Origin of the sequence: Acinetobacter colistiniresistens (assembly GCF_000413935.1) — a bacterium.
GTDB lineage: Bacteria > Pseudomonadota > Gammaproteobacteria > Pseudomonadales > Moraxellaceae > Acinetobacter > Acinetobacter colistiniresistens.
Map to the genome: position 1 here is coordinate 911,122 of NZ_KE340380.1, position 23,203 is coordinate 934,324.

Here is a 23,203-nt window from a genome sequence, read left to right on the forward strand (position 1 = left end):
CATGATTGATGACAGTTTTTTGATTAGACTTCATGATGCGGTAAAACAAATTCCACATCACTACGATGACCATTCTTCATCAATGACAATGCAATCGTCATTGGCGGTGCACCTTCAAAAATTACATCATAAAGTGCATTGGTAATCGGCATATACACATCCAGCTCTTCGGCTTTGGTTCGCACCTGAACAATGGTATTAATCCCTTCAGCCGTCTGACCGAGCTCTTTGGTCGCTTGGTCTAGGGTTTTCCCTGAGCCTAACGCAAAACCAATTTGATAGTTACGACTTAATGGACTATTACAGGTCGCGAACAAATCACCCACACCCGACAAGCCTAAAAACGTCAATGGATTAGCACCCTGCTTGACCGCAAAACGACTCATTTCAGCCAAAGCACGGGTTAAAATCATGCTCTTGGTATTTTCACCAATCTTATACGCACCACCCATCCCCATAGCCACTGCATAGATATTTTTTAATGCGCCACCCAATTCAACGCCATGCACATCATCACTGCCAAATACACGGAACAAGGCACTATGTAAAGCATGTTGCACTGCGTAACGTACCAGTTCTGATTCACTGGCAATGACCGTCCCAGATGGCATACCCGCCATGATCTCTTTGGCGAGGTTTGGACCAGATAGCACCCCATAAGGCACTTCAGGTAATTCTGCACGAATGATTTCACTCATAAAACTAAAGGTTTTTGCTTCAATCCCTTTAGTCAATGAAACGACTGCTTGTGAGCTAATAAACGGCGCAATTTGTTTTAAGACATCACGAAAAGAATGACTTGGGATCGCAACCAGAATAATGTCACGATCACGTACTGCAAGTTCCAGATCCGCAACCGCACGCAAACCCGTTTCCAATGGATAATCAGGTAAATAGCGTTTATTAATATGGGTTTGATTAATTTCTTCAGCAACAGCAGCATCACGAATCCAGATCATGGTATCGCAGCCATTTCTGGTCGCTAAATTCGCCATCGCCGTACCAAAACTGCCACCACCCAAGACGGTAATTCGCAATGCTGTTTTCTGATCTACGGCAACTGGCTCAACCAAATCGCTAAAATTTAACTCTGACATTTTTTATCCTGAAACGAATTTTTTTCTTTAATAAATGGCTAAAAAAGCTTAGCTGTCTTGCCATATTTTTACAAAATCTTGGCTATCAATGGCTGCACGAGGTGCAATCGCTTTCGCTGCTGTGCCAATATAAATAATCCCTGAAATTAAATCTTGCTCTTTTAAGCCCAATTGCTGCTTTAACCAGTTCGATTCTACGACGGCACCAGAACGCCACATTGTGGCAAAACCTTGCGCCTGTAAGGATAACAAAAAGTTTTGAATCGCCGCACCTGTACTTAAAATCTGTTCAAAATGCGGAACTTTAGGATGATCTTGAATCGATGTTAAAGCTAATACCAGTAATGGTGCACGAAATGGATGCTGTTTAACGCGATCGAGCTGTGCTGGATCAGCTTCACCCAAATCAGCTAAAGCTTTAGCCAAATGCTCACCAAAAGCGGCACGTTGCTCAGGTGTGATAATTACAAAACGGGTGGGTTTTAAACGATGATGATCAGGCGCGGTCAATGCTGCTTGCACCGCTTTTTCGAGTTGTTCTGTATTCGGCGCTGGCTCAATGAGTTGCCCAATAGATTGACGTTGATGAATATTTTGATGAATTGTCTCTATAATTGAGTCCGTCATTGAAATGAATCTAACTAACACAAGGATGGCGCTAGATTAGCATAATCTGAATGATTTCCACTACGCTTAATTCGTACTTATAAAATCCGGATATCTTGATTCTTGCTGTTAAATAGATAATGCAATAATTGCTAAGCTCATCATTCATTTGAAAAAATTAACAGAGTCCCTGCACAAACTGTACATAACCCTCAAAAGCACTCAGCGTTTTTATGTTCAAATAATACAATTCAGCAGCAACTTGAGAAAAAACATGAAAAAAACCGTCATCATGAGTTTACTGGGTGGTTTAGCCCTTGGTTTAACGGCATGTGCCTCAACACCGACCAATACCTTAGCGATTCAGAAAGAAAATAATCAATATGAAGTGACCGGTATTGGTAAAACCAGTCTAATCGCGAAAAACAATGCGATTGCAGCAGCGCAAAAAACCTGTACACGCAATACGGCGCCAGTCGTTGTTGATGAAAAAACTGCATACCAAGGGGTGTTAAAAGGTGTAGTCGATGAACAAACAGGTCGAATGGTCGAAGCTGCAGCAGGTGTGCTTGGTACCCTTACAGGTAAAAATGCATCTTTAGCAAAAGATGACGATTATCAAACGACGCTCACGTTCTATTGCAAAGCCAATTCATAAATACAAAAAAGCCGATGTTCAAACATCGGCTTTTTTCTGCACTGTCACTTAGTGAGCTTCGCTCGCAGCGACTTCTGAAGCTGCTTCTTGTTCAACAGCATCTGTATTGTGTTCATCTAAATTCGGCTTATCAATCGCATCAATTGCAGCTTGTTGCTCTGGGGTCGTCTGTGTTGATACAGCAGCAGCTGTCTGATCTTGCTGTTCAGCGTTTTTCGCTTCTTCTTTCTTTGCACATGCACTGAGCATGATTGGAGCAATGATTAAAGCGGCAAGGGTTAATTTGAATTTCATCACGGCTTTCCACAGTTACTTGGTTAAGTTGTGACAATCATATTTCAGATATATGACATTTTCATGACGGCATCGTTGTACAAAAGTAAAAAGAGCCGATGGACATCAACTCTTTTTTAATGATCTACAGATGAATCAGTTCATTGCAACCTGATTATGCACGCTCAAGCAATACTGCAACAGCTGGTAAAGTTTTGCCTTCTACGAACTCCAAGAATGCACCACCACCTGTTGAGATATAACCAATTTGATCAGCAACTTGGTATTTATCAATCGCAGCAAGCGTATCACCGCCACCTGCAATAGAGAAACCAGCAGATTCAGCAATTGCCAGTGAAAGCGCTTTAGTTCCTTCACCAAATTGATCCACTTCAAACACACCGACAGGACCATTCCAAAGAATGGTTTTTGATGTTTTTAAAATGTTTGCAAATGCTTTTGCCGTTTCAGGACCAACATCCAAGATCATGTCAGTGTCTGTAACATCCGCAACATTTTTTACAACCGCTTGAGCATTCGCCAATGAACCCAAGAAGTCTTCAAAGTTGATTTGGCTTGCATCTGCAACCACAACATCCGTTGGTAATGGAACACTCACTTTTGCAGCGATTTGTTTTGCAGTCTCAACCAAATCAGCTTCATACAGTGATTTACCAACGTTATAGCCTGCTGCTGCAAGGAAGGTATTGGCAATACCACCACCCACAATAATTTGATCGCAGATGCTAGACAATGAGTTTAAGACATCAAGTTTGGTTGATACTTTAGAACCCGCAACAATCGCCACCATTGGTTTTTCTGGGGTTTGCATTGCACGACCAAGCGCATCTAACTCAGCTGCCAATAAAGGACCCGCAGCGGCGATTGGTGCAAAACGTGCAGCACCTTCTGTTGAAGCTTCTGCACGATGCGCCGTACCAAATGCATCCATCACAAATACATCACATAAAGCTGCATATTTTTTTGCAAGCTCTTGGTTATTTTTCTTTTCGCCATGGTTGAAGCGAACGTTTTCAAGTAACACCACTTGACCCGCAGCGACTTCAACACCATCTAAATAATCTGTGAATAATTTTACGTCTTGACCTAAGGCTTTGCTTAAATAAGCAGCGACTGGAGCAAGCGATTGTTCTGGTTTTGGCTCACCTTCTACAGGACGACCCAAATGAGAAAATACCATCACTGCCGCGCCTTTTTCTAAAGCCGCTTTAATGGTTGGCAATGCAGCACGTAAACGTGCATCACTGGTAATTTCCCCATTTTTTACAGGAACGTTTAAGTCTTCACGAATAAGGACACGTTTACCTGTTAAATCAAGATCAGTCATGCGCTGAAAATTCATGGATGGCTCTCTAGTTGATTTTAAAAACGGCGTAATTTTAAATGATTCTCTGAAATAAAGGTGAGTTTTTTTGCAGAAAAGCTGCCGAAAGCTTCAGTTTTGATTATGATAATCAAGATCACTAAATTTTTATATTATTATGTCTATCCATCCAGATCCTAAAATTAATCGTTTAAATGTCCTTGGTGAACCGTTAGCCAGCTGTTGTTATGATCCGATTACAGGGTATTTTCGTAATGGTTTTTGCCATACAGCGGTCACTGATCTAGGCCAGCACACCATGTGCGCGCAAATGACGTCTGAGTTTTTAAATTTCTCACAAAAAGTCGGCAATGACTTGATCACGCCTTTACCCGAAGTTGGCTTTCCAGGTCTCAAACCCGGTGATTTCTGGTGTATCTGTGTCACCCGTTGGGTCGAAGCTTATCAAGCTGGACAAGCGCCACCGATTAAATTAAATGCTTGTCATAATGCCGTTTTGCATTATGTTCCCTTGAATATTCTGGTGGAATACGCGGTCTGATGCGCCAACGTGAACTGATTTTGGCATCCAGCAGCCAAACCCGTAAAGATCTGATGGATCGGTTAAAGCTGGATTATCACTGTATTTCACCAGATATTGATGAGTCAACAGAAGGTGAATTGCATGCAGATGATCTGGCTACGCGACTCGCTTTTGAGAAAGCCCGTGTCATCGCAGAACAACACCCCGATGCGATTATCATTGGCTCGGATCAAGTGGCTTGGCGTGAACATGCCCCGTATGATTTTATTGGTAAACCCTTAAGCGTTGAAAATGCGATTCAGCAATTACAGGAAAATTCAGGTCGAACCGTATTTTTTAGTACTGCGCTGAGCGTTCAACATCTGCAATCTGGCTTTGAACGCACATTGGTCGAACATTACCAAGTCAAATTTCGTCAACTGACATTGCCGGAAATCGAGCGCTATATTGAACTTGATCAGCCCTTACATTGTGCGGGTAGTTTTAAATGTGAAAGTTTAGGGATTAGTCTATTTGAGAAAATGATGGGTGATGATCAAACCACCTTAATGGGCTTGCCAATGATTCAGCTGTGTAAAATATTACGTCAATTTGAGCTAAATCTTCCTTAAAAAGTACCCTGACCTAAACTCAATCTAGATCAGGGTCAATGCTTACTCCTCGACTACAGTGACTCTTTTTGGCAAAGCAAACCAAATAAAAATCGACAGAATCAAGAACAATAACGCAGCTACATTCAGTACAGAACGATGCGATTGGCTAAAGGCCTGTTTCGCTGCCTGAACCAAATGTTCAGCAATTGTTGGCTGTAGTTGTTTCGCTGCTTGAATCGCCTCTCCAATTGAACTACTCGCCTGCTGCAGCATGTTATTCGGTACATCGCTTGGTATCACAATCGAGTTGGCATAGAACCATGACAGCATCAGACCGAAAAATGCGATCCCCAAACCTGCACCTAGCTCGTATGCCATTCCTTCAATCGCACCCGCAGCCGTTGCTTTGCTCGGTGGAACGGAAGACATAATTGCAGAGGTTGATGAAAGTAAGGCAATTTCCACACTTAAACCCAATAACACCATCCATGCCCATGCGTGGATTTGTGCTTGCATAAAGTCAGTATTGGCCAAGCCCCACAGACTCATCGCACTCATCAGCATACCCAATGAAGCAACAGAACGTAGACCAAAACGGTTGACCAACAGACTGGCAATTGGACCACCTAAACTAATCGCAATCATGAACGGTAAAATAAATGCCCCAGCGGCCAATGGCGAAAGCTGATACACAAATTGCAGCTCTTGCGAAACCAACAGCTCGAATCCCACCAAAGCCATCATCGACACAATCGCCATGACCACACCAGTCGCAATGACAGGATGTTTAAACAATTGAATATCAATCATTGGTGATTTCGAAGTCAACTGCTGACGAATAAAGCCAACCAACAAACTAAAACCGACGGCAAAGATCAGAACCGACCACACGCTAAAACCATGCATCACCGATTTCACTGCATAGATCATACTCAAGATGGCGATCACCAAAACGAGCGCCTGCAATAAATTCAAGTTTTGCTTTGGCTGACCTGTTTGTTTTGGAATCAAAAATGCAGCCAATACCACCACGGTGATCATGATAGGCACATTGATCAGGAAGACTGAACCCCAATGGAAATGCTCAAGCAAAAAGCCACCGAGTAAGGGACCAAAAGCTGCACCACCACCACCAACTGTTGCCCAGATCCCTAAAGCAAAGTTCCGCTGTTTTTCATCCAGAAAGGTATTACGAACTGCCGATAAGGTTGCAGGCAGAATCATTGCCCCGCCCACGGCCAATAAAGCGCGTGAAGCAATCAATGCCAATGCCGTTGGTGAGAATGCGGCGGCTAATGAGGCTAGACCAAATAACACTGCACCAATGATCATCAGGCGTTTATAACCAATACGATCACCTAAGGCACCCATCGGTAAAATCAGCCCTGCCATGACCAGTGAATAAATATCAATGATCCATAACAGCTCGTTGGCTGAGGAAGAAAGCGACTCGCTCAAAGTTGGCGTCGCTACATGTAGGATGGTTGCATCAATCGCGACAGGAATATAGATCAATACAACAATTGCAAGAATTAACCACTTGCGTGACATAAATGCCTCTAAATTGGACAACTGTTCAAATTGGCGTTATTATAACCAAAATTGAACACTTGTCCAACTTTTGGATTTAAGTGAGTTTGTTTCTGATTTGTATATGCAATAGGTATTAAAGAAAGAATGGCTTATTTAAACCGCGAACAGCGTCGTGACATGATTTTGCAGGCCGCCATGCAAGTTGCCTTAAACGAAGGATTTTCTGCAATGACGGTTCGCCGTATCGCCACTGAAGCCCAAACTTCGACTGGGCAAGTGCATCATCACTTCGCCTCTAGCTCACAGCTCAAAGCCGAAGCTTTTGTTAAACTGATGCAGCAATTAGATGAAATTGAAAATCAGGTGACGACTGCCAATTATCTACAACGTCTTTCCCTCTTGCTTGGCTGTGAAAATATTGAGCAAATTCAGCCCTATTTACGCCTTTGGAATGAAGCAGAGGTTTTAATCGACCAAGATCAGGAAATCAAACTGGCTTATAACATTGCCATGCAAGACTGGCACCGCTCTATTGTACATATAATTGAAGAAGGCCAAGCCCAAGGCGAGTTTCATTTTGACACCAATCACCATGACATTGCATGGAGACTCATCGCTTTTGTCTGTGGTTTAGAAGGCATTTATAAGTTAGGCTTAATCGGTTTAAATGAAACTGATTTTAAACGCCATACCGAAGCTATTATTCAAGCAGAACTATTTAAAAAAACAGAATGAGTAAAAAATGAAACGACCATTATTACAAAGCCGAAGACTCGATTTATTTGTATTTCAAATGGATGACCTGATTGACATCTACCCTTGCGTCACAACGACATTAACCCGCTATATGGCATGGGAACCAGCTCAAAACTTCGCAACGCAAGAAAAAATTGGTCAAGATTGGCTAGTTAAAGAAACAAAGAATACCGACCGACATTTTGTTTTACGCAGCAAACAAGATCAACGCTTTATCGGTCTCATTGGTGTTCATCGAATGCAGACCTCTACACCCGAACTGGGATTATGGATTCGAGAAGATTGTCATCATCAAGGTTTTGCTAAAGAAGCCTTGTTTGAAGTCTTTCAATGGGCTTCTGGTCATCTATCCGCTCTATATTTCTTATATCCAGTTGCAATCGAAAATCAGCCAAGTCGAAAACTGGCTGAGTTTTTAGGTGGAACCGTTGCAGCCCAGAAAACTGAAAAGAAATATCAGGCGGTGGTTTACCATATTCCAGCCTATCAATCTAAATCCAATTAAAACCAGCCTTTGCGGCCTGTTAATAATTCATCTGCACAGCGAAGCGTTTCTTGACTCAAGCCCCACAGACGATAATCCCCTGTTGCAGAAGTCACATTAAAGTTATGCGTATAAGCAAAACTCAGTTCACGATCATAATCACACCACGCACCTGAACCATTAAAGCCCACATGTCCAAAGCCATGTGGCGCACGTTTGCCCATCGTTAAAATACGGTGATAACCCAAACGCCAATGCATTGGAATCGGCATCACGCGATCACGTGCTTTACTTTGCACCGTACTGAGTTGCTTGAATACTTCTGGGCGAATCAGTTGCTGCCCCTGCCATTGCCCTTGATTGGCCAGCATGGCATAGACTTTTGCCAAACTATCCGCCGTAAATACACCATTGGCCGCAGGAATCACGGCTTGCAATCCTTCATCACTATAGAAGCTAAAATTGCGCATCCCTTTAGGGATCATGGCATCCTGAAAATCTTGTGGGTTTTGACCTGAAAGCTCCAATAATCTTTCTGACAAAGATGCTTTACGTGGAGCATTGTTTTTCTTACTTTGTGGCGCACTTGTTGATGGTGCTTTTGGTTTTTCCAATAAACGTGCCACCCGACCCAATTCTGAAGCTGGTGTACCAAAATACGCGCCATCCAGCTCAAGCGGTTGTACAAGATAACGCTGCATGAGCCAACTTAAGGGTTGTTTGGCTGCTTTCTCAATCACACCACCTAAAATCCAACCATAAGTTAAAGGCTGATAAGCAAAACTTTGCCCTGCTGCAAAACGTGGTGTCGCCGCAGCCATAACCTCCAGCATATGCGACCAATCCAGCATTTCTGTTGCTGTTTCAATGGTGTTGCGAATATCAAATAGACCACTTTGATGAGATAGGACATGACGTAGCGTAATGTTGGCTTTACCATTCTGAGCAAACTCAGGCCAGTAATAGGCAATCGGCTGTTCATAATCCAGCACACCTTCACTGACCAATATATGTGCAAGTGTTGCCAGAATGCCTTTACCGGTTGAGTAGCACATCGCTAAAGTATCGGATTGCCAATCTTCTTGTTGAGATTTCTTACCCGTGAAAATATCAACCACTTTTTGACCTTGGAAATACACCACTAATGCCGCACCACCTTGCTGGCTACGCGCATCTTGCAAGCGACTAAATTGGCTTGCTAAATCAATAAAGCGTTCATCAACACTGCCATGATAATGCTGCGTATCGGCAAATAGAATTTCTTTAATCACGGCTCAATTCCTTATGATATTTATGTTTTTATAATCTCCCTGTTGCGAACAACAGGGATCATTTGCACGACATGATGGTATTAAAGGGCTTTTACTGTACCTGCAACATGCGGCTTTTTCGATTTCACATTACGAATCAGGAAATCTGTTTGTTTTGGCTCAGCCGCAGTTAAAAACTCAACAGTTGAAGGTAAATACATTGGCAGTTTAAACCAGACATCTGCTTCATACGCTGCTGGAAGCTCAATACTCGCCAAAGCTTTTGCCTTACTCCACATACCATGTGCAATCGCCTGTTTAAAGCCAAATGCTTTTGCAGTTACGGCATGGATATGAATCAAGTTAAAGTCACCCGAAATCATGGCATAACGACGTCCAGTATTCTCTGAGATCGCCCATTCTGCTTGGGGTTGATAAGCAGGCTCTTGAGATTCTTTGGCTTTTTCAGTCGCTTTATTCTCAGTTTTTTGGCGGGATAAATAAGTGGTTAAACTCTCCATCACCACTTCACCACCCACTTTGGCAGTGGTAATGAAATCAAACTGTAAGCCTTTGTCGTGCGGTTTTAACTCACCAAACTTACAAGACAGCGTAATTTGCTCATTTACAGCAATTTTGCGAGTTTGCTTGATCTGGTTACGAATATGCACCAAGCCCAAGATTGGGAATGGAAATGCTTCGCTGGTCATCATATGCATTTGCAGGCTTTGCGATAAAACAGCTAAATAAATCGCAGGCACGAAACCATCATTTTTAAAACCACAAATCTCGTTATAGCTTTCTAAATGTTTGCTATCAATCTTAAGTGTATCCACCACATATTCAACTTGTGGTAATACTTTTTCACCCTTTGGCTTTTTGAAAATCAGACCTTGAATGACTTTTGGATAAGCTAAATAAGGTTTTGGCAGTTGACTAAAATGACGTGTATTCATAATAAACCTTTTATATTTTAGGAATCCTCCCCCAACCCTCCTTTCATAAAGGAGGGAGCTTCCACAAATTATACAGGTTTTAATTTTTAGGAATTCCCCTCTTTTTAAAGAGGGGTTAGGGAAGATTTTATAGCTTGAAGTTCTTAGGCACCTAACAAGCTTTGACCGCAGACACGAACAACGTTACCCGTCACGCCTGTTGAACCTGTTGATGCATACCAAGCAATCGCTTCAGCGACATCTACAGGTAAACCACCTTGGTTCATTGAGTTCATACGACGACCCGCTTCACGAATCGCGAATGGAATTGCAGCAGTCATTTGCGTTTCAATGAAACCAGGTGCAACAGCATTGATGGTAATCCCATTCTTTAATGTCGGTGCAGTAAATTTCACCAAACCAATTACGCCCGCTTTAGACACAGCGTAGTTGGTTTGACCGAGGTTACCCGCAATACCACTGATTGATGATACACAAACGATACGGCCATTTGCATTTAAACCATCATGAGAAAGTAAGTAATCGTTAACACGCTCAATGGCAGACAAGTTAATATTGATCACCAGATCCCAAAGCTCTGGCTTCATATTTGCCAAAGTCTTGTCACGAGTAATCCCCGCATTATGCACGATTACATCTAAACCGCCTTGTTTTGCAGCAGCAGTTTTGATTTTTTCACCTGCATCAGCAGCAGTAATGTCGATTGCCAATACTGAACCACCAATTGAACCCGCAACACGCTCAAGATCAGCTTGTTGTTGTGGTACATCCAAGCAAATCACATGTGCACCATCACGTGCCAAAACATGTGCAATCGCTTCACCAATACCACGGCTCGCGCCAGTCACTAATGCAGTTTTACCTGCAAGTGGTTTTGCCCAGTCCAAATCAACCACATCTGCTTTAGAAACACGAATCACTTGACCAGAGACATAAGCTGAACGTGGTGAAATCAAGAAACGTAAAGTTGATTCAAGGTTTGCTTCCGCACCTTGATCGACATAGACCACCTGTGCAGTAATCCCCTTTTTAAATTCTTTACCAACAGACTTGATAAAACCTTCAAGCGCACGTTGTGCAATCGCTTGTTTGACTGTTTTTGCAGTTTCTGGTGTGGTACCAATCACGATCACACGACCTGAACTTGAAATCTGGCGAGCAATAGGATTAAAGAAATCGTATAACGCTTTTAACTGCTCTGAATCTTGAATACCAGAAGCATCAAATACAACCGCTTTAAATTTAGACTCTTTATCATCTGAATTCAGTGGGCGAAGGTTTAAACCCACTTTCGCAGCTGTTTGTTGTAATTCAACATTATTACCCACATAGCTATCTGCATGAATATTACTCAAAACCTGAGCAATCGCAGCAGAAATCGTGCTTGATGGTGCTGCGCCAAGCAATACTGCACCATTTACAACTGGTTGAGCACTTTCAAAACGATCTAGCGCAACTGGCGATGGTAAACCTAGATTTTTTACGACAAACTTACCTAATGGTGATTGTGTAAATGCTTGGTACTGATCAGTCATGGTTATTATCTCTCATACAAATGAATTTGTTACAAACACATGAATCATGTTGGGATATGGCATGAAATCAATGTCTGATTGACTCATAGCAAATCATACTTGAGTTCAGGTCTGGATGTCTTGACCTGAATGTGGTCTCAAGCGTCATTCTAGTCAATTCAGCAGTATTGGAAATATGGTATGTTTGTAGCAAGAATATCGCAATTATGCTTGGAAAAGCCTTATGAGCAAAACAACTCAAGAAAATCCAGCAGTCGAGACTTCAGCTCAAGAGACTGTGTCAAATACATCAAAAGCAGCTTCAACTTCACGTAAAACTGCAAGCGCAACTCCGAAAGCCGCAACGACGACACCAAAAACAACGCGTACTCGCTCTACCTCACGTAGTGCGGCTACGACAAAAAGCACTGCTTCTTCGACAACGACGAAAGCAGCTGCAGCTAAAACCACCAAACCTTCTGTTCAACAGGATAAAACCATGAGCCAAAACACTGTGCGCCGTGTTGCCATTATCGGCGGTAACCGTATTCCTTTCGCTCGCTCTAACGGCGCTTATTTCACAGCTTCTAACATCGATATGTTTACAGCTGCGTTAAACGGTTTGGTTGAGCGCTTCAACCTGCAAGGTCAACGCCTAGGTGAAGTGGTTGCTGGTGCAGTACTAAAACACAGCCGTGATTTCAACATGACACGTGAGTGCGTATTAAACACTCAACTTGCACCAGAAACCCCTGCATATGACATTCAACAAGCATGTGGTACGGGCTTACAAGCAGCATTCCTTGTCGCAAACAAAATTGCTTTAGGCCAAATCGAAGTGGGTATCGCAGGTGGCGTTGATACTACTTCTGACGCACCAATCGCTTTCGGTGACGGCTTACGTAAAGCCCTTCTGGAACTTAACATTGCGAAAACAGGTAAAGACCGTTTAAAAGCTTTAGCGAAAATCAATGTTAAAGATCTTATGGACGCACCTAAAAATGGTGAACCACGTACAGGTTTATCGATGGGTGACCATCAAGCAATTACTGCACTTGAGTGGGGTATTCCACGTGAAGAGCAAGATATTCTAGCTGCTTCTTCTCACCAAAAAATGGCAAAAGCATATGAAGAAGGCTTCTTCGATGACTTGATCACGCCATTCTTGGGTTTAAGCCGTGACAACAACTTACGTGCTGACTCTACAGCTGAGAAATTAGCGAAATTAAAACCCGTCTTTGGTAAAGGCGAAGCTGCAACCATGACTGCGGGTAACTCAACACCATTAACTGACGGTGCGTCATGTGTACTTTTAGCTTCTGAAGAATGGGCGAAAGCCAATGGTCATGAAGTCCTTGCTTACCTGACTTTCTCGGAAACTGCAGCAGTTGACTTCGTTGGCAAGAAAGAAGGCTTATTGATGGCACCTGCTTATGCAGTTCCACGTATGCTTGAGCGTGCTGGTCTTAAACTTCAAGATTTCGACTACTATGAAATCCACGAAGCATTTGCATCACAAGTTCTTTCTACATTGAAAGCTTGGGAAGATGAGAAATTCTGTAAAGAGCGTTTAGGTTTAGATGCGCCTTTAGGTTCAATTGATCGTAGTAAGTTAAACATTAAAGGTTCTTCTTTAGCTGCGGGTCACCCATTTGCTGCTACAGGTGGTCGTATCATTGCAACTGCTGCGAAAATCTTAAATGAAAAAGGTTCAGGTCGTATCCTCGTTTCGATCTGTGCTGCTGGTGGTCAAGGTGTAACAGCGATTATTGAAAAATAATTGTTCACCTACCCATAAAAAAGCTGAATCACTTGATTCAGCTTTTTTATTTAGAGCACATCGTTGACTTACACAGTAGCTGCATTCATCTCGCCCGTTTAAACTTCACATAATAATCATTTAAAACTTTAATCGCTTGCTTAAGTTCTTTCAAATTTTCTTCGGTATTCCCCAACCGCTCAACAAAACGTTGCGAATGCAATTCCAAATCAATCTTTTCATTAATTTGCGGTGTAATCCGAAATAGCTTCTCCAGATCATCAAATCGCTCTAATTTTCGGTTTGAGAAATATTCTAAACGAAAGCCTAACTCATTTAAGACCCTACCATTCAGAATGGCGCCTTGCTCAGCATCAAATACCAAAGCATGTTCTTTTAAAAACAATTGCTCAGGTGTTTCTTTGGAACTTTTAAAGAGATTGGTGAGTTGACTTAACATGGAGGGTAATCACATAGCTATTTTCGAGCCTATTAAACCGTTAAATCTTCGATGGAAGCAACCGCTGACTACACAAATAAAAAAAGCATCTTCTAAAAGATGCTTTCTCGCAATTTATTGCCCGTACTGCTTCTTGAGGTATTCCACAATTTTAGCCGACTCAAACATTTTTACGCCTGTGTTCGGATCAACCAAATATGGGACCTGAATATCGCGTCCCATCACTTCAACAATTTTTTCACGTTTGCCATTGGGCAACGGAATATATTTTCCAGGCTTCAAACGAAAAATTGCTGGCCCCATATCCTGCCAACGTTCTTTAGGGACATTATGCAGAATATATGGCAACTCCAACTCAGTCAGGACTTCACGAACCAAACGTGTATAAGGACTCGCCTCAAAGCTCCATAATTCCAATAACTGTGCTGGCGCAGGACGATCAATAATCTGCTGATTAATCCATACACCACGCGCTGCATTGGCAACGGTAGCCAACGTAGAGACATAAGGAAGTTTTGGATAATGACTAAACTTTTTCGGTGTTTGACCCGTTTTCCCATAATGTCTAAACAAGTGATGAATAATTTGTTGTGACTCATATAACTGGTCACCGGTATTTTCATCAATCAAGAATGGAAATTGGCGTTTTCCACCCTTTGCTTTGACGATTTGGCGGTACTTTTGACCACCTTTAGGACATGGATAAATTTCTACATCCAAATTTAACAAGGTGATGACTTCGCGGACACGGCGGCAAAATGGCGAACCTTCAAACTCATAGAGCTTAAGTGCTTTTGCTGGTTGATTGGGAAATGGTGTACCAGAAACACCTCTTCCACCCTCAATTACAGTTGCACACACAGATTGTAAAACCTTGAATTGATGGCTCACCATTTTCAACATAATGTTATCCTTTTAGCAGTCGACTAATTTTTCTTCTGCAATCACAATGCCATTATTATCTGCATAGATATAATCGCCAGAGTTGATTGTCACGCCACCAAAATACAATGTGATGTCTACCTCACCTATGCCTTTGCGATTACTTTTTTGTGGAATAGCAGCCAATGCATGTACGCCTAAATCGAGTTCTGCAATCGCATCAACATCACGGACACAACCATAAATTACGACACCGTTCCAGTGATGCTTAACCGCTGACTCAGCAATCAAATCCCCCATTAGTGCACAACGCATCGACGCACCACCATCAACAACCAACACTTTACCCGTACCATCGGTTGCCAATAGTTCTTTTACACGGGAATTGTCTTCAAAACATTTAACGGTCACAGCTTGTCCACCAAATGTCTTACGCGCACCATAACTTTTAAAGAATTTACCATCCAGAGAAGGTGTTACGACTTGTAACTTTTTTTCAGGATTATCATCTAACAAATCGCATGTTACGAAAGGGATTGTGGTCACTGAAATGCTCCTTTATTTAGTTTGTTGTATGCTTAAATTGTCATAGCATTTGAATGCTGCAGTTTGAGTTTGTGCTGCAATCAACATAGTATGCGCCAATTGCTCAGCGGTAACAGGTTTTAGTTTAAACGGTCTGGTCCATGCTTTTTCGACCAGCTTAAATGCGGTTTGCGCCAAGTCCTCAAGCAAGCGAACATCACTACGCTTACCAATTAAAAGTGAGGGTTGGAAAATTGATAGCTTATAAATTGACAGGTTTTTTAGGTAATTTTCCAATTCGCCTTTGACTTTATTATAGAAAACTGGCGAATTAGCGTTCGCTCCTAATGCACTCACCACCAATAAATGAATATTTTTATCCTGAACTAAATCTGCAAAATGAGCATTGATTTCATAGTCAATCGCATAAAAAGCATCTTTAGATCCCGCTTGTTTGATCGTACTTCCCAAGCAACTGAATGCATGCGTATACGTACTGACATCTTCATCATTCAATAGCAGAAAATCGTCTAGTATCAATTGTGTTACTTTGCTATAAGATTTTAATATTTCTGAACTTTTCCTAACTACCACTGTAATTGAACTAAAATCATCTGCTTGTTGCAACTCATCTACAAGGGCTTGACCCACCAAACCTGTTGCACCAATAACAATTGCATTTTTATCACCTATTTTCATTTTTATTTGTTCCAATCAATGACTAAGGCTAATGTAACGTTTTCTTGCACGTTTTTCACCTGTTAAATGTACTTAAAAGTATCACAAGACTTGACTTCGCGGCTTAGTTTCCTCAAAATATGGCACTTGTTTACGGGCTGGTGAATGTTGCTAATGTTTTATTGGTTTTAACTTCAGCCCGCCCAGACCAACTTATTTTCAAGGAGTGCACGAGTGGCAAACTCTGCTCAAGCTAAAAAACGTGCTCGTCAAAACGTTAAAGCACGTAAACACAACGCAAGCTTACGTTCTATGGTTCGTACTTACATCAAACGTACTGTAAATGCGATCGCTGCTGGTGATTATGCTACTGCTACAGAAGCTTATAAAACTGCTGTTCCAGTTATCGACCGTATGGCTGATAAAGGCATTATCCACAAAAACAAAGCTGCTCGTCATAAGAGCCGCTTGAACGCTCAAGTTAAAGCATTAGCTAACTAATTTGATGCATATAAAAAAGCCCGAAAATTCGGGCTTTTTTATTGTCTTTAATTTTTAATGTAAGGCTGCATCCCTGTTCCTGCCTCTGCCACGATCTTGAGCAACTTCTGACAAAACTTATAACTTTCCTCAAGTAAACCTAAATCACTAGCTCGTGCATGATTCTGTGTCAGCAAAGCCTTATGATGTTGATAACGCTCTTGCAAACATAGTCCGTCTTGGCTTAACGCAAACATCATTAATTCAAAACGAAAATCCAGATCAATTTTAATTCCTTCAGGCATATCTCCATACACCCAAGCCTGCAATACCTCTAATCGGCTTTGTCCCAAATTAGAAAAGATAAAATTGATATAATCATCCAGATTTTTAAAGAAATTCTGAATATCAGCCTGTGTCTCCCATCGACCTGTTAAGGCAAAACAAGATTCTGCATGATACTTCTGCCCTGTATTTTTATGCACATCCATTGAACGCAGCCTAAAAATTAGACGCTCTGGTAATTGTTCTTGCAACTGCTGAGGAATAAAGCGGTCGGTCAAGTCCATCGCAAAAGATAGCATCGGACTAACCGTTAATTTTCTAAGCACCATTTTCAGCTGATAAAAAACACCCATTTGTTTTTGCGTCAATAAAAAACAGCGATAGCCTGTATCCAAGGCCAATTCAGGACGACCGATATTCCCCCAATTTGAAATAAAATCATGAGCAACATTAAAAACATTAAGACTTAACTGTTGAGTATAGGATTGCTGTTCAAACCACTGACTAATCAATTGCTCAGCTTCAGGCATATTCTGTGGAGCTTGTAACTCACTGACAACCATGACTGGCTCAATTTCAACCAAAGGTTCAATTTGCTTAATGTACAAAGGCTCTAATAAATACGGTTGCAACATATTGGACACCGCATTTTCAGGAGATTGCAGCTCCCCTATGGCCCAAACATTATAATTCGGCTCATAGAAGCCGATGCCTGTTTCATGAACCGCCTCATAGAAAACCCGATATACCGCATCATTTTGAGCTTCACTTGCCAAAGTCTCCAACTGGATACTGGCACACAGCCCTTGAGCGAACTTATTCTTAATCTCTTGTACCCACTGCAGGGTCTGTTCAGAAAAATAGGATTGATATTGTGGATCACCAATCTTGTTGCTAAATAACTCTAACCACGCCTGCAAAGTTCTGCCATGGCTAGAGATATTGCGATATTGCTGATGCAACTCAAAAGCAACTTGATATGAATCATCTTCTGCGGGAACTTTACCTGTAAAAATTTCAGGCTCCCATAAATAAATTGTGTTTGATAACATCTTTTTATCCAATTATGTGTCAAGTTTCTCTTTTTATAGCCTTATCATGACGAAAAAAGACAGATTTTAAAAGTGCACTTTTATTATTTTTTTAACTTTATAAGAAATATATTCTGGATAAAAAAATATGAAGCTCCGAAGAACTTCATACTATTCATTTATGACACACAAATAAAAATATTAAGGGGCAACAGCCAAAATCTTGCTCGCAACGGGTAAATTCTTGGCAGACAAACCTGCAAGGATCAAACTGTTATTTGCTACAGGAATTGTCCATTTTTGATTCGCACCACTGGTACAACGATAGCGAATTAAGCGTGCACGGTTATTGGTTAAATAACCACCCTCCAAATCAAAGCACTGATTTGACTGCTTAATCGCTTGTGCAGTCACATCAATTTCCCAAACCTGACTACTCATGCCACTACAAGGCATAAGATTAATCACATTGCCCGTAGTTGTCGTTAAACATTGATCGATATATTGCTTGTTATGGATTTTGCCCAAGGCATCATAGACCCACTTTTCCGAATCATTACCAACACAACCCGTAGAACCGCTGATAAATGCATTGAGTTGTCCATTGGCCAAAGTTTCAGCTTTTAGGCAGTTGGTACGGTTCATTAGATTAGTACTCGAAGCAAAGTTCAAATCACCTTTAAGCGCTAGCTTTTCGACAAAGGCCTGAAATGCCGTTACTGCATCAGCATTTAAATGATCTAAATCTGAACGATACACATTGATCCAGCGATTTAAACGATACAGCTTAATTTGCTGTTGGGTATAACGCACCATTTCATTCTGAGCATCTGGAGATAGCTGATCTTTAAAACCTCGATATGAATCAAACAACAATTTAGATTCAGGCGAAAGGTTTACAACAGGCTTATCTTTATTATCAAGCAAAACCTGCTCTAGTTGAGGTAGCTCTATCGCTCTGAGTGCTGAGTATCCTGCTTCTTTACCAATTTCAACTGCAGGTGCTAAAGCAGTTGTGTTGACAGGAATCGACATGCTCGACAGTAATACCGCCGCTTGATTGGCTTTTTTACAATACAGATTAACTTGCTGTGGTGCCTCACTTTGTGCAAGGTTGACATGGAATTTATTGGCATTGCTATTGTTGTTCATTCGCTGTGGAGCCAAAGCAATATTTTGACTCGCACCTGCAAACTGCACATTCAACCAACAACTTGCCGTGACTGCATTCGGATTGGCTTGCGGCAGGTCAAATACATTACCCCAGTTGCCTTTGGCAGCAGGATAGACCAAGCCTGTTTGTGTTTCTGGATCATAGCCACCCAGAATGGTATATACAGGCACACCAAACATTCTTGGTTTCAAGTAATTACCATCGGCACGATTATACCAGACATTGCTTGAATTTGGCGTTTTAGGCTGAGCCACTTCCATACTACGGGTTGTTGCATTCCATTTTTTATAGCCTGTTGGCGAACTCGCATCCCAGACATAACGATCAAATGCTGGCTGAATTTTCAAATAGGTACTATAACCAGTGTAATGGGTATATTTAGAAATACTGCTTGCGGTTGCACCACCAGACATCGCATCCCAACCATAGGCATATTTATTCAGGAAGTTAGGGACTCCATTGGCACCATCGCCTAGATTGGTGGTAGTCCAATTAAGGTTACCACGCATTTTATTTCTAAACGCAATGTAACCCCACCCACTATCTGCATGATGCGCAGCCCAGAACATATTGTCACCCACAGCACCAGGATAATGCCCAAGCCCATAGTGATGCCCAATCTCATGGCTAAACTCATTACCCACAGAGTCAATCAAGGTCAGCATACCATTACCACCACTTAAGCCATGGGTTGCCTCACCATTGCTATATTTACCACGGGCATAATGCGCCACGACACTTTGGGTAATTTGTGGTTGTTCCTGACTGGCCATTGAAGCACTGGTAATACCCCAATTGGCTAGGTTAATCCCAACACCAAAGGTCGATTTAGCGGTGTTCTCACGCATATCACCACTATAGACATCACCCGTAGTTGCACTGACTGAATCATAAATGACACCACTTGCTACCATGACTTTATTCAGTTTCAAGTCATCATATTTAGCGACAATCATGCGTGCTGCAGGAATCGTTTGAAAATAATCCGTACCCGCCTTTGCAGGCTCGAGCAGCATATAATGACCTGTAGATTTCGGTGGGTCGGTCAATAGGCCTAGACGGATATTTTGCAACACCAATTCCCCCGGTGCGGCTAAATCAATATTGTCCGCAGTGAGGTCACCACTACGATTATTGACTGGATCAATCACCCGAAGATGCAGGCCTGGACGAATTTCATTCCATTTTAATGCAACCGTCCATGCTCGCTTTGAATAGCTCACTGGTGGGCGTCCATCAGTATTGGACTGATCAGAAGCTGCAATTCGTGATGGCTCTTTTAATTTAACCGTTCTGAGCAACTGATTATCCTGATAAATTTCAACTTGTAGTTTTTGCAGATCACCCATTTCTGCCAGAGGTGTCACCAACAACAAAGCATCTTTTTCTGTGGTTAAACGCGGCATTGAATCTTTTTCATTATTTTTAGGGTTCACTACATGGCTTTGTGCAAACTGCAACATTGCAGCAAAACTGCCATTTAAATCATTGCGTAGTAACCGTGGTAATCCAAGTTTATCGTAATCATAAAAACCTAATACCGCTTCATCGATAAGATCTTTACGAGGCTCAGGATACTTTTCTGCAACGGGTGGGACTGAAGGCGTCTCAGTATTTCCACTCCCGCCCTGATTGGGTATTTCGGTCGTGGTATTTCCTGAACCATTATTTGGCGTTTCTGGCGTGTTAGTACCAGAGCCATTATTTGGCGTCTCCGGTGTAATATTCCCCGAGCCATTATTACCTGTATTTGGTACTTCAGGCATGGTTGTACCTGCACCACTACTTCCACCACTCGGTAGCTCTGGAAGCGTATTTCCCGAGCCATTATTCGGTGTCTCAGATGTTCCGTCACCTGGTAGCTCATTGGTTCCATCACCTGGAATGAGGTTGCCATTTCCCGCAGTGGTTTGATCATTCTTTGGTGGTTCATTATGATTTGTCCCACTTGTACTATCAGCCCCACCACCACAAGCGACCATCATGATCGACAGCAAACAGACCGTTAAATGCTTAAGTTGTAATTGCATCACATTTCCCCAAGAAAAATTTGATAGATTATCGTTAATGATAAATTACGTTAAATAGTTAAAATTAATATAAATCATATAGTTATATATACTAACAATTTTATTACCATCAAGGGAAATTAATTTATAGTTAAAAACAAGAAATGCTAAGTTTATGGCACACGCAAATCCCCCCAGTTTATTCACACCTCTAAATTAAATATAAACCATCCAGCAAGCTTACCATCCCCTCATGAGCAAACTGCACGCTAAACAATTCATCAATTAAAGAGGATATTGATATTCAAAAAGGCGGCCGTTTAATTTTAAACAGTTCCTCTGTGCAAGGCATACAGGCCAATCAAGCAAAAGCGATTAGATCAATTCATTCAAGTGTGAGTGATGATGTACATATTGCAGATTCAGCGACCACATTCAGCTTAGATAAATCGATTATTTCTGGTGATATATACGGCTCAATCGCAATCACGCTGCAAGCTAACCTCAACAGTATCGAAGGACAGAAATTGGTAAAATTCGTTAATCAGGTTATTTTTAAATCAGCTATAGATTAAATCCAAATATAGCATTTGGATTCAAATTAACAGCGATTCAATGCTTTTTACTATTCGGGATCAAACTTGAGTTGTTTTTTATACTTAAAATAAAGTTGCCCGTCGTTTATTAACAGTTATCGATGCAAAAACTGTTTAACATCTAATATATTGAGTTCGCCACGCCAGATCCATTTCAACTGGCTTTCAACAAAATCCTCACCCTCAAACCAGACAAACAATCCTTCCATCATTGCGGGCCAATCTGTTTGCTCAATTTGATTTTTACCTGAAATCACAGCAAGGATTGCCGCAATAATCGTGTCATGGCTAACAGCCAAACTCAGACCATTCTGTTGTGTGGGATGCGTATGGTAAAGCAATTCAAGTACATCAAACACACCTGTAATCGGATGCTTCATGCCCGGTAATGCATTATTCACAAAACTATTAATAAACCCCAAAGCTCCCTGCTTGCGAAAATACGGGGCCGCTTGCTGTATGTCCAACACAAAACTACCAGGCTCAACCAATAAACGCTGTTCCACAATTTCAATACGATGGGTATTCACGGCTTTACGGGTCTGGTCAGCCCCTTCAATCATTAAGGCTGCAGTATCCACACAACGCTGAATTGGGCTTGAAATACAATGCTGGATTGCACGATCACTATGCTGGCTTAAATATTCACCCCAAGCATAGGCCAACTCTCGCCCCTGTTCAGTCAACTGTAGATCATAACCCGCCAAGCCCTGTCCATTCACCAACTCACGTAGGGAATGACGAGTAAATAACGTCACAGGTGTTGAAGCATCGGGTAATAAATCAATTGCTTCAAACATGCTTTTAGGCAATAAATGCAGGGCCATATTCACACACAAAATCAAATTTAATCCACTATACCATGTGCAAGATGACTCTCAATCTAAAATGCCAGAATGAGCCAAGGCCTGGTAAGCAATTTTTTTGCAATGTTGATCTCGATAAGCGATAAAGCCGCCATTCAAGACTGTTTCACGCTGGTTATACATAAAAGGTTTTTCGTCCAAGGTCATCAACCCACCACCGATACTTTCCAGTAAAGCCTGTCCTGAGCTGGTATCCCATTCAGAGGTCGGATGGAAACGAGGATAAATATCAATTTCCCCTTCCAGCATCATACAAAATTTATAAGCACTGCCCGCCTCACGCCGCTCTACCTGACGACTCTGTAAGATTGGCTCAATAAAATTTTTATACTTTGGATTTTTGCTGTTGTGACTCAAGCCAATTTGCAGTGGTGCTGCCAAGTCATGTTCTTCTAACTGATATTGCGCCCATTCTTGTCGGCTAAAGCTATATTTATAAGGTCGTTGCGAGGTGTAACCGATATACATCACCTGTTCGCACGGCACTGCAATAATCGCAAAAGTGGTTTTATGTTCTTCAATCAAACTGAGATTAATGGTGAATTCATCACGCTCATGGATAAATTCCTTAGTACCATCTAGCGGGTCCAACATCCAGCAGCGCTGCCATGCCGCACGTGCAGAATAATCGCTTTCTTCTGACAACACGGGTAATTGTGGTGTCACTGTTGCTAAATGCTTCAATAAAAAGTGATTTACTTTTAAATCGGCTTGCGTAACTGGGGAATCATCACTTTTTTCCTGAATATTAAATTCGCAACCCGCACAATAACTTTGGTATTCTTCCAGCAATATTTGACTAGCCTGCACCATAATTGGAACAAGTTGTGTAATTAACTGATCTTGTGGGGCAAGCGTTTTTATAAACAT

23 protein-coding genes are annotated in these 23,203 nt (G+C 41.7%); 7 read left to right on the forward strand and 16 right to left on the reverse strand.

The features are described 5' to 3' along the window. Positions 1-23 precede the first annotated feature (23 nt). Both F907_RS05900 and F907_RS05895 read right to left on the reverse strand, forming a co-directional pair. Positions 24-1,097: an NAD(P)H-dependent glycerol-3-phosphate dehydrogenase gene (locus F907_RS05900; RefSeq protein ID WP_016652665.1), complete on the reverse strand. Its 1,074-nt coding sequence runs from the start codon at positions 1,095-1,097 to the stop codon at positions 24-26. A gap of 48 nt (positions 1,098-1,145) precedes the next feature. After that, on the reverse strand, positions 1,146-1,724 hold the full coding sequence (locus F907_RS05895; protein ID WP_016652666.1) for a nitroreductase family protein: 579 nt from the start codon (positions 1,722-1,724) through the stop codon (positions 1,146-1,148). Between the two features lie 253 nt (positions 1,725-1,977). On the opposite strand from F907_RS05895, the gene F907_RS05890 reads away from it, so the two are divergent. After that, the gene (locus F907_RS05890; RefSeq protein WP_005271252.1) at positions 1,978-2,361 is read left to right on the forward strand and encodes a hypothetical protein; all 384 of its coding nucleotides are present in this window, start codon (positions 1,978-1,980) and stop codon (positions 2,359-2,361) included. Positions 2,362-2,409: 48 nt separating this feature from the next. Here the strand turns inward: F907_RS05890 and F907_RS05885 are convergent, their stop codons facing one another. Together F907_RS05885 and F907_RS05880 are read right to left on the reverse strand one after the other, a co-directional pair. After that, the gene (locus F907_RS05885; RefSeq protein WP_005271255.1) at positions 2,410-2,655 is read right to left on the reverse strand and encodes a hypothetical protein; all 246 of its coding nucleotides are present in this window, start codon (positions 2,653-2,655) and stop codon (positions 2,410-2,412) included. Positions 2,656-2,809: 154 nt separating this feature from the next. Continuing rightward, the gene (locus F907_RS05880) at positions 2,810-3,997 is read right to left on the reverse strand and encodes a phosphoglycerate kinase (protein WP_005271258.1); all 1,188 of its coding nucleotides are present in this window, start codon (positions 3,995-3,997) and stop codon (positions 2,810-2,812) included. 139 nt (positions 3,998-4,136) lie between these two features. On the opposite strand from F907_RS05880, the gene F907_RS05875 reads away from it, so the two are divergent. Both F907_RS05875 and F907_RS05870 read left to right on the forward strand, forming a co-directional pair. Further along, positions 4,137-4,520 carry a DUF2237 family protein gene (locus tag F907_RS05875; protein WP_004653014.1) on the forward strand — a complete coding sequence of 128 codons (384 nt, stop codon included), beginning with the start codon at positions 4,137-4,139 and terminating at the stop codon, positions 4,518-4,520. Then, entirely contained in the window at positions 4,520-5,113 is a 594-nt protein-coding gene (locus F907_RS05870) for a Maf family protein (protein ID WP_016652667.1), read from the forward strand. The genes F907_RS05875 and F907_RS05870 overlap by 1 nt, the downstream gene beginning before the upstream one ends. A 42-nt stretch (positions 5,114-5,155) precedes the next feature. Here F907_RS05870 and F907_RS05865 read toward each other — a convergent pair whose 3' ends face one another. Next, positions 5,156-6,646 carry an MFS transporter gene (locus tag F907_RS05865; RefSeq protein WP_016652668.1) on the reverse strand — a complete coding sequence of 497 codons (1,491 nt, stop codon included), beginning with the start codon at positions 6,644-6,646 and terminating at the stop codon, positions 5,156-5,158. Between the two features lie 126 nt (positions 6,647-6,772). Between F907_RS05865 and F907_RS05860 the strand changes: the two genes are divergently transcribed. Next, entirely contained in the window at positions 6,773-7,363 is a 591-nt protein-coding gene (locus F907_RS05860; RefSeq protein ID WP_016652669.1) for a TetR family transcriptional regulator, read from the forward strand. Positions 7,364-7,370: 7 nt separating this feature from the next. Beyond that, the gene (locus F907_RS05855; protein ID WP_016652670.1) at positions 7,371-7,889 is read left to right on the forward strand and encodes a GNAT family N-acetyltransferase; all 519 of its coding nucleotides are present in this window, start codon (positions 7,371-7,373) and stop codon (positions 7,887-7,889) included. Here the strand turns inward: F907_RS05855 and F907_RS05850 are convergent. The 3 genes from F907_RS05850 to F907_RS05840 form a co-directional block, all read right to left on the reverse strand. Continuing rightward, positions 7,886-9,139, reverse strand: a complete 1,254-nt coding sequence (locus tag F907_RS05850; protein ID WP_016652671.1) for a serine hydrolase domain-containing protein — start codon at positions 9,137-9,139, stop codon at positions 7,886-7,888. The genes F907_RS05855 and F907_RS05850 overlap by 4 nt on opposite strands. A gap of 80 nt (positions 9,140-9,219) precedes the next feature. Continuing rightward, a complete protein-coding gene (locus F907_RS05845) occupies positions 9,220-10,074 on the reverse strand; it encodes a MaoC family dehydratase (protein WP_016652672.1) in 855 nt (284 codons plus the stop codon). A 143-nt stretch (positions 10,075-10,217) separates the two neighbouring features. Then, positions 10,218-11,609 (reverse strand): 3-oxoacyl-ACP reductase, encoded by a 1,392-nt coding sequence (locus tag F907_RS05840; protein ID WP_005271270.1) that lies wholly within the window; start codon positions 11,607-11,609, stop codon positions 10,218-10,220. 223 nt (positions 11,610-11,832) lie between these two features. On the opposite strand from F907_RS05840, the gene F907_RS05835 reads away from it, so the two are divergent. After that, a complete protein-coding gene (locus F907_RS05835) occupies positions 11,833-13,368 on the forward strand; it encodes an acetyl-CoA C-acetyltransferase (protein WP_016652673.1) in 1,536 nt (511 codons plus the stop codon). Positions 13,369-13,453: 85 nt separating this feature from the next. Here F907_RS05835 and F907_RS05830 read toward each other — a convergent pair whose 3' ends face one another. The 4 genes from F907_RS05830 to F907_RS05815 form a co-directional block, all read right to left on the reverse strand. Beyond that, a complete protein-coding gene (locus tag F907_RS05830; RefSeq protein WP_016652674.1) occupies positions 13,454-13,807 on the reverse strand; it encodes a hypothetical protein in 354 nt (117 codons plus the stop codon). Positions 13,808-13,921: 114 nt separating this feature from the next. After that, positions 13,922-14,710, reverse strand: a complete 789-nt coding sequence (locus F907_RS05825; RefSeq protein WP_016652675.1) for a glutathione S-transferase N-terminal domain-containing protein — start codon at positions 14,708-14,710, stop codon at positions 13,922-13,924. Between the two features lie 12 nt (positions 14,711-14,722). Beyond that, positions 14,723-15,235, reverse strand: coding sequence for a ribonuclease E activity regulator RraA (rraA, locus tag F907_RS05820; protein ID WP_016652676.1), 513 nt, complete (start codon positions 15,233-15,235; stop codon positions 14,723-14,725). 12 nt (positions 15,236-15,247) lie between these two features. Beyond that, positions 15,248-15,913: a Rossmann-fold NAD(P)-binding domain-containing protein gene (locus F907_RS05815; protein ID WP_016652677.1), complete on the reverse strand. Its 666-nt coding sequence runs from the start codon at positions 15,911-15,913 to the stop codon at positions 15,248-15,250. A gap of 213 nt (positions 15,914-16,126) precedes the next feature. On the opposite strand from F907_RS05815, the gene rpsT reads away from it, so the two are divergent. Continuing rightward, positions 16,127-16,393 (forward strand): 30S ribosomal protein S20, encoded by a 267-nt coding sequence (gene rpsT, locus F907_RS05810; protein ID WP_004652997.1) that lies wholly within the window; start codon positions 16,127-16,129, stop codon positions 16,391-16,393. A gap of 47 nt (positions 16,394-16,440) precedes the next feature. On the opposite strand, the gene F907_RS05805 is transcribed toward rpsT, so the two are convergent. From F907_RS05805 to F907_RS05790, 4 genes are all read right to left on the reverse strand, one after another. Beyond that, complete coding sequence (locus F907_RS05805) at positions 16,441-17,709, reverse strand: hypothetical protein (protein WP_016652678.1); 1,269 nt, start codon at positions 17,707-17,709, stop codon at positions 16,441-16,443. Between the two features lie 180 nt (positions 17,710-17,889). Then, the gene (locus F907_RS05800) at positions 17,890-20,892 is read right to left on the reverse strand and encodes a M66 family metalloprotease (protein WP_016652679.1); all 3,003 of its coding nucleotides are present in this window, start codon (positions 20,890-20,892) and stop codon (positions 17,890-17,892) included. A 670-nt stretch (positions 20,893-21,562) separates the two neighbouring features. Further along, positions 21,563-22,294, reverse strand: coding sequence for a histidine phosphatase family protein (locus F907_RS05795; protein WP_005271293.1), 732 nt, complete (start codon positions 22,292-22,294; stop codon positions 21,563-21,565). Between the two features lie 51 nt (positions 22,295-22,345). Next, positions 22,346-23,203, reverse strand: coding sequence for a 3'(2'),5'-bisphosphate nucleotidase CysQ family protein (locus F907_RS05790; protein ID WP_016652680.1), 858 nt, complete (start codon positions 23,201-23,203; stop codon positions 22,346-22,348).

What these genes read in the sequence shown, in the direction of transcription:
- F907_RS05900 (WP_016652665.1), bottom strand. Translation starts at nt 1,097, where the DNA reads ATGTCAGAGTTAAATTTTAGCGATTTGGTTGAGCCAGTTGCCGTAGAT.
- F907_RS05895 (WP_016652666.1), bottom strand. Translation starts at nt 1,724, where the DNA reads ATGACGGACTCAATTATAGAGACAATTCATCAAAATATTCATCAACGT.
- F907_RS05890 (WP_005271252.1), top strand. Translation starts at nt 1,978, where the DNA reads ATGAAAAAAACCGTCATCATGAGTTTACTGGGTGGTTTAGCCCTTGGT.
- F907_RS05885 (WP_005271255.1), bottom strand. Translation starts at nt 2,655, where the DNA reads ATGAAATTCAAATTAACCCTTGCCGCTTTAATCATTGCTCCAATCATG.
- F907_RS05880 (WP_005271258.1), bottom strand. Translation starts at nt 3,997, where the DNA reads ATGAATTTTCAGCGCATGACTGATCTTGATTTAACAGGTAAACGTGTC.
- F907_RS05875 (WP_004653014.1), top strand. Translation starts at nt 4,137, where the DNA reads ATGTCTATCCATCCAGATCCTAAAATTAATCGTTTAAATGTCCTTGGT.
- F907_RS05870 (WP_016652667.1), top strand. Translation starts at nt 4,520, where the DNA reads ATGCGCCAACGTGAACTGATTTTGGCATCCAGCAGCCAAACCCGTAAA.
- F907_RS05865 (WP_016652668.1), bottom strand. Translation starts at nt 6,646, where the DNA reads ATGTCACGCAAGTGGTTAATTCTTGCAATTGTTGTATTGATCTATATT.
- F907_RS05860 (WP_016652669.1), top strand. Translation starts at nt 6,773, where the DNA reads ATGGCTTATTTAAACCGCGAACAGCGTCGTGACATGATTTTGCAGGCC.
- F907_RS05855 (WP_016652670.1), top strand. Translation starts at nt 7,371, where the DNA reads ATGAAACGACCATTATTACAAAGCCGAAGACTCGATTTATTTGTATTT.
- F907_RS05845 (WP_016652672.1), bottom strand. Translation starts at nt 10,074, where the DNA reads ATGAATACACGTCATTTTAGTCAACTGCCAAAACCTTATTTAGCTTAT.
- F907_RS05840 (WP_005271270.1), bottom strand. Translation starts at nt 11,609, where the DNA reads ATGACTGATCAGTACCAAGCATTTACACAATCACCATTAGGTAAGTTT.
- F907_RS05835 (WP_016652673.1), top strand. Translation starts at nt 11,833, where the DNA reads ATGAGCAAAACAACTCAAGAAAATCCAGCAGTCGAGACTTCAGCTCAA.
- F907_RS05830 (WP_016652674.1), bottom strand. Translation starts at nt 13,807, where the DNA reads ATGTTAAGTCAACTCACCAATCTCTTTAAAAGTTCCAAAGAAACACCT.
- F907_RS05825 (WP_016652675.1), bottom strand. Translation starts at nt 14,710, where the DNA reads ATGTTGAAAATGGTGAGCCATCAATTCAAGGTTTTACAATCTGTGTGT.
- F907_RS05815 (WP_016652677.1), bottom strand. Translation starts at nt 15,913, where the DNA reads ATGAAAATAGGTGATAAAAATGCAATTGTTATTGGTGCAACAGGTTTG.
- F907_RS05805 (WP_016652678.1), bottom strand. Translation starts at nt 17,709, where the DNA reads ATGTTATCAAACACAATTTATTTATGGGAGCCTGAAATTTTTACAGGT.
- F907_RS05800 (WP_016652679.1), bottom strand. Translation starts at nt 20,892, where the DNA reads ATGCAATTACAACTTAAGCATTTAACGGTCTGTTTGCTGTCGATCATG.
- F907_RS05795 (WP_005271293.1), bottom strand. Translation starts at nt 22,294, where the DNA reads ATGGCCCTGCATTTATTGCCTAAAAGCATGTTTGAAGCAATTGATTTA.
- F907_RS05790 (WP_016652680.1), bottom strand. Translation starts at nt 23,203, where the DNA reads ATGTTTATAAAAACGCTTGCCCCACAAGATCAGTTAATTACACAACTT.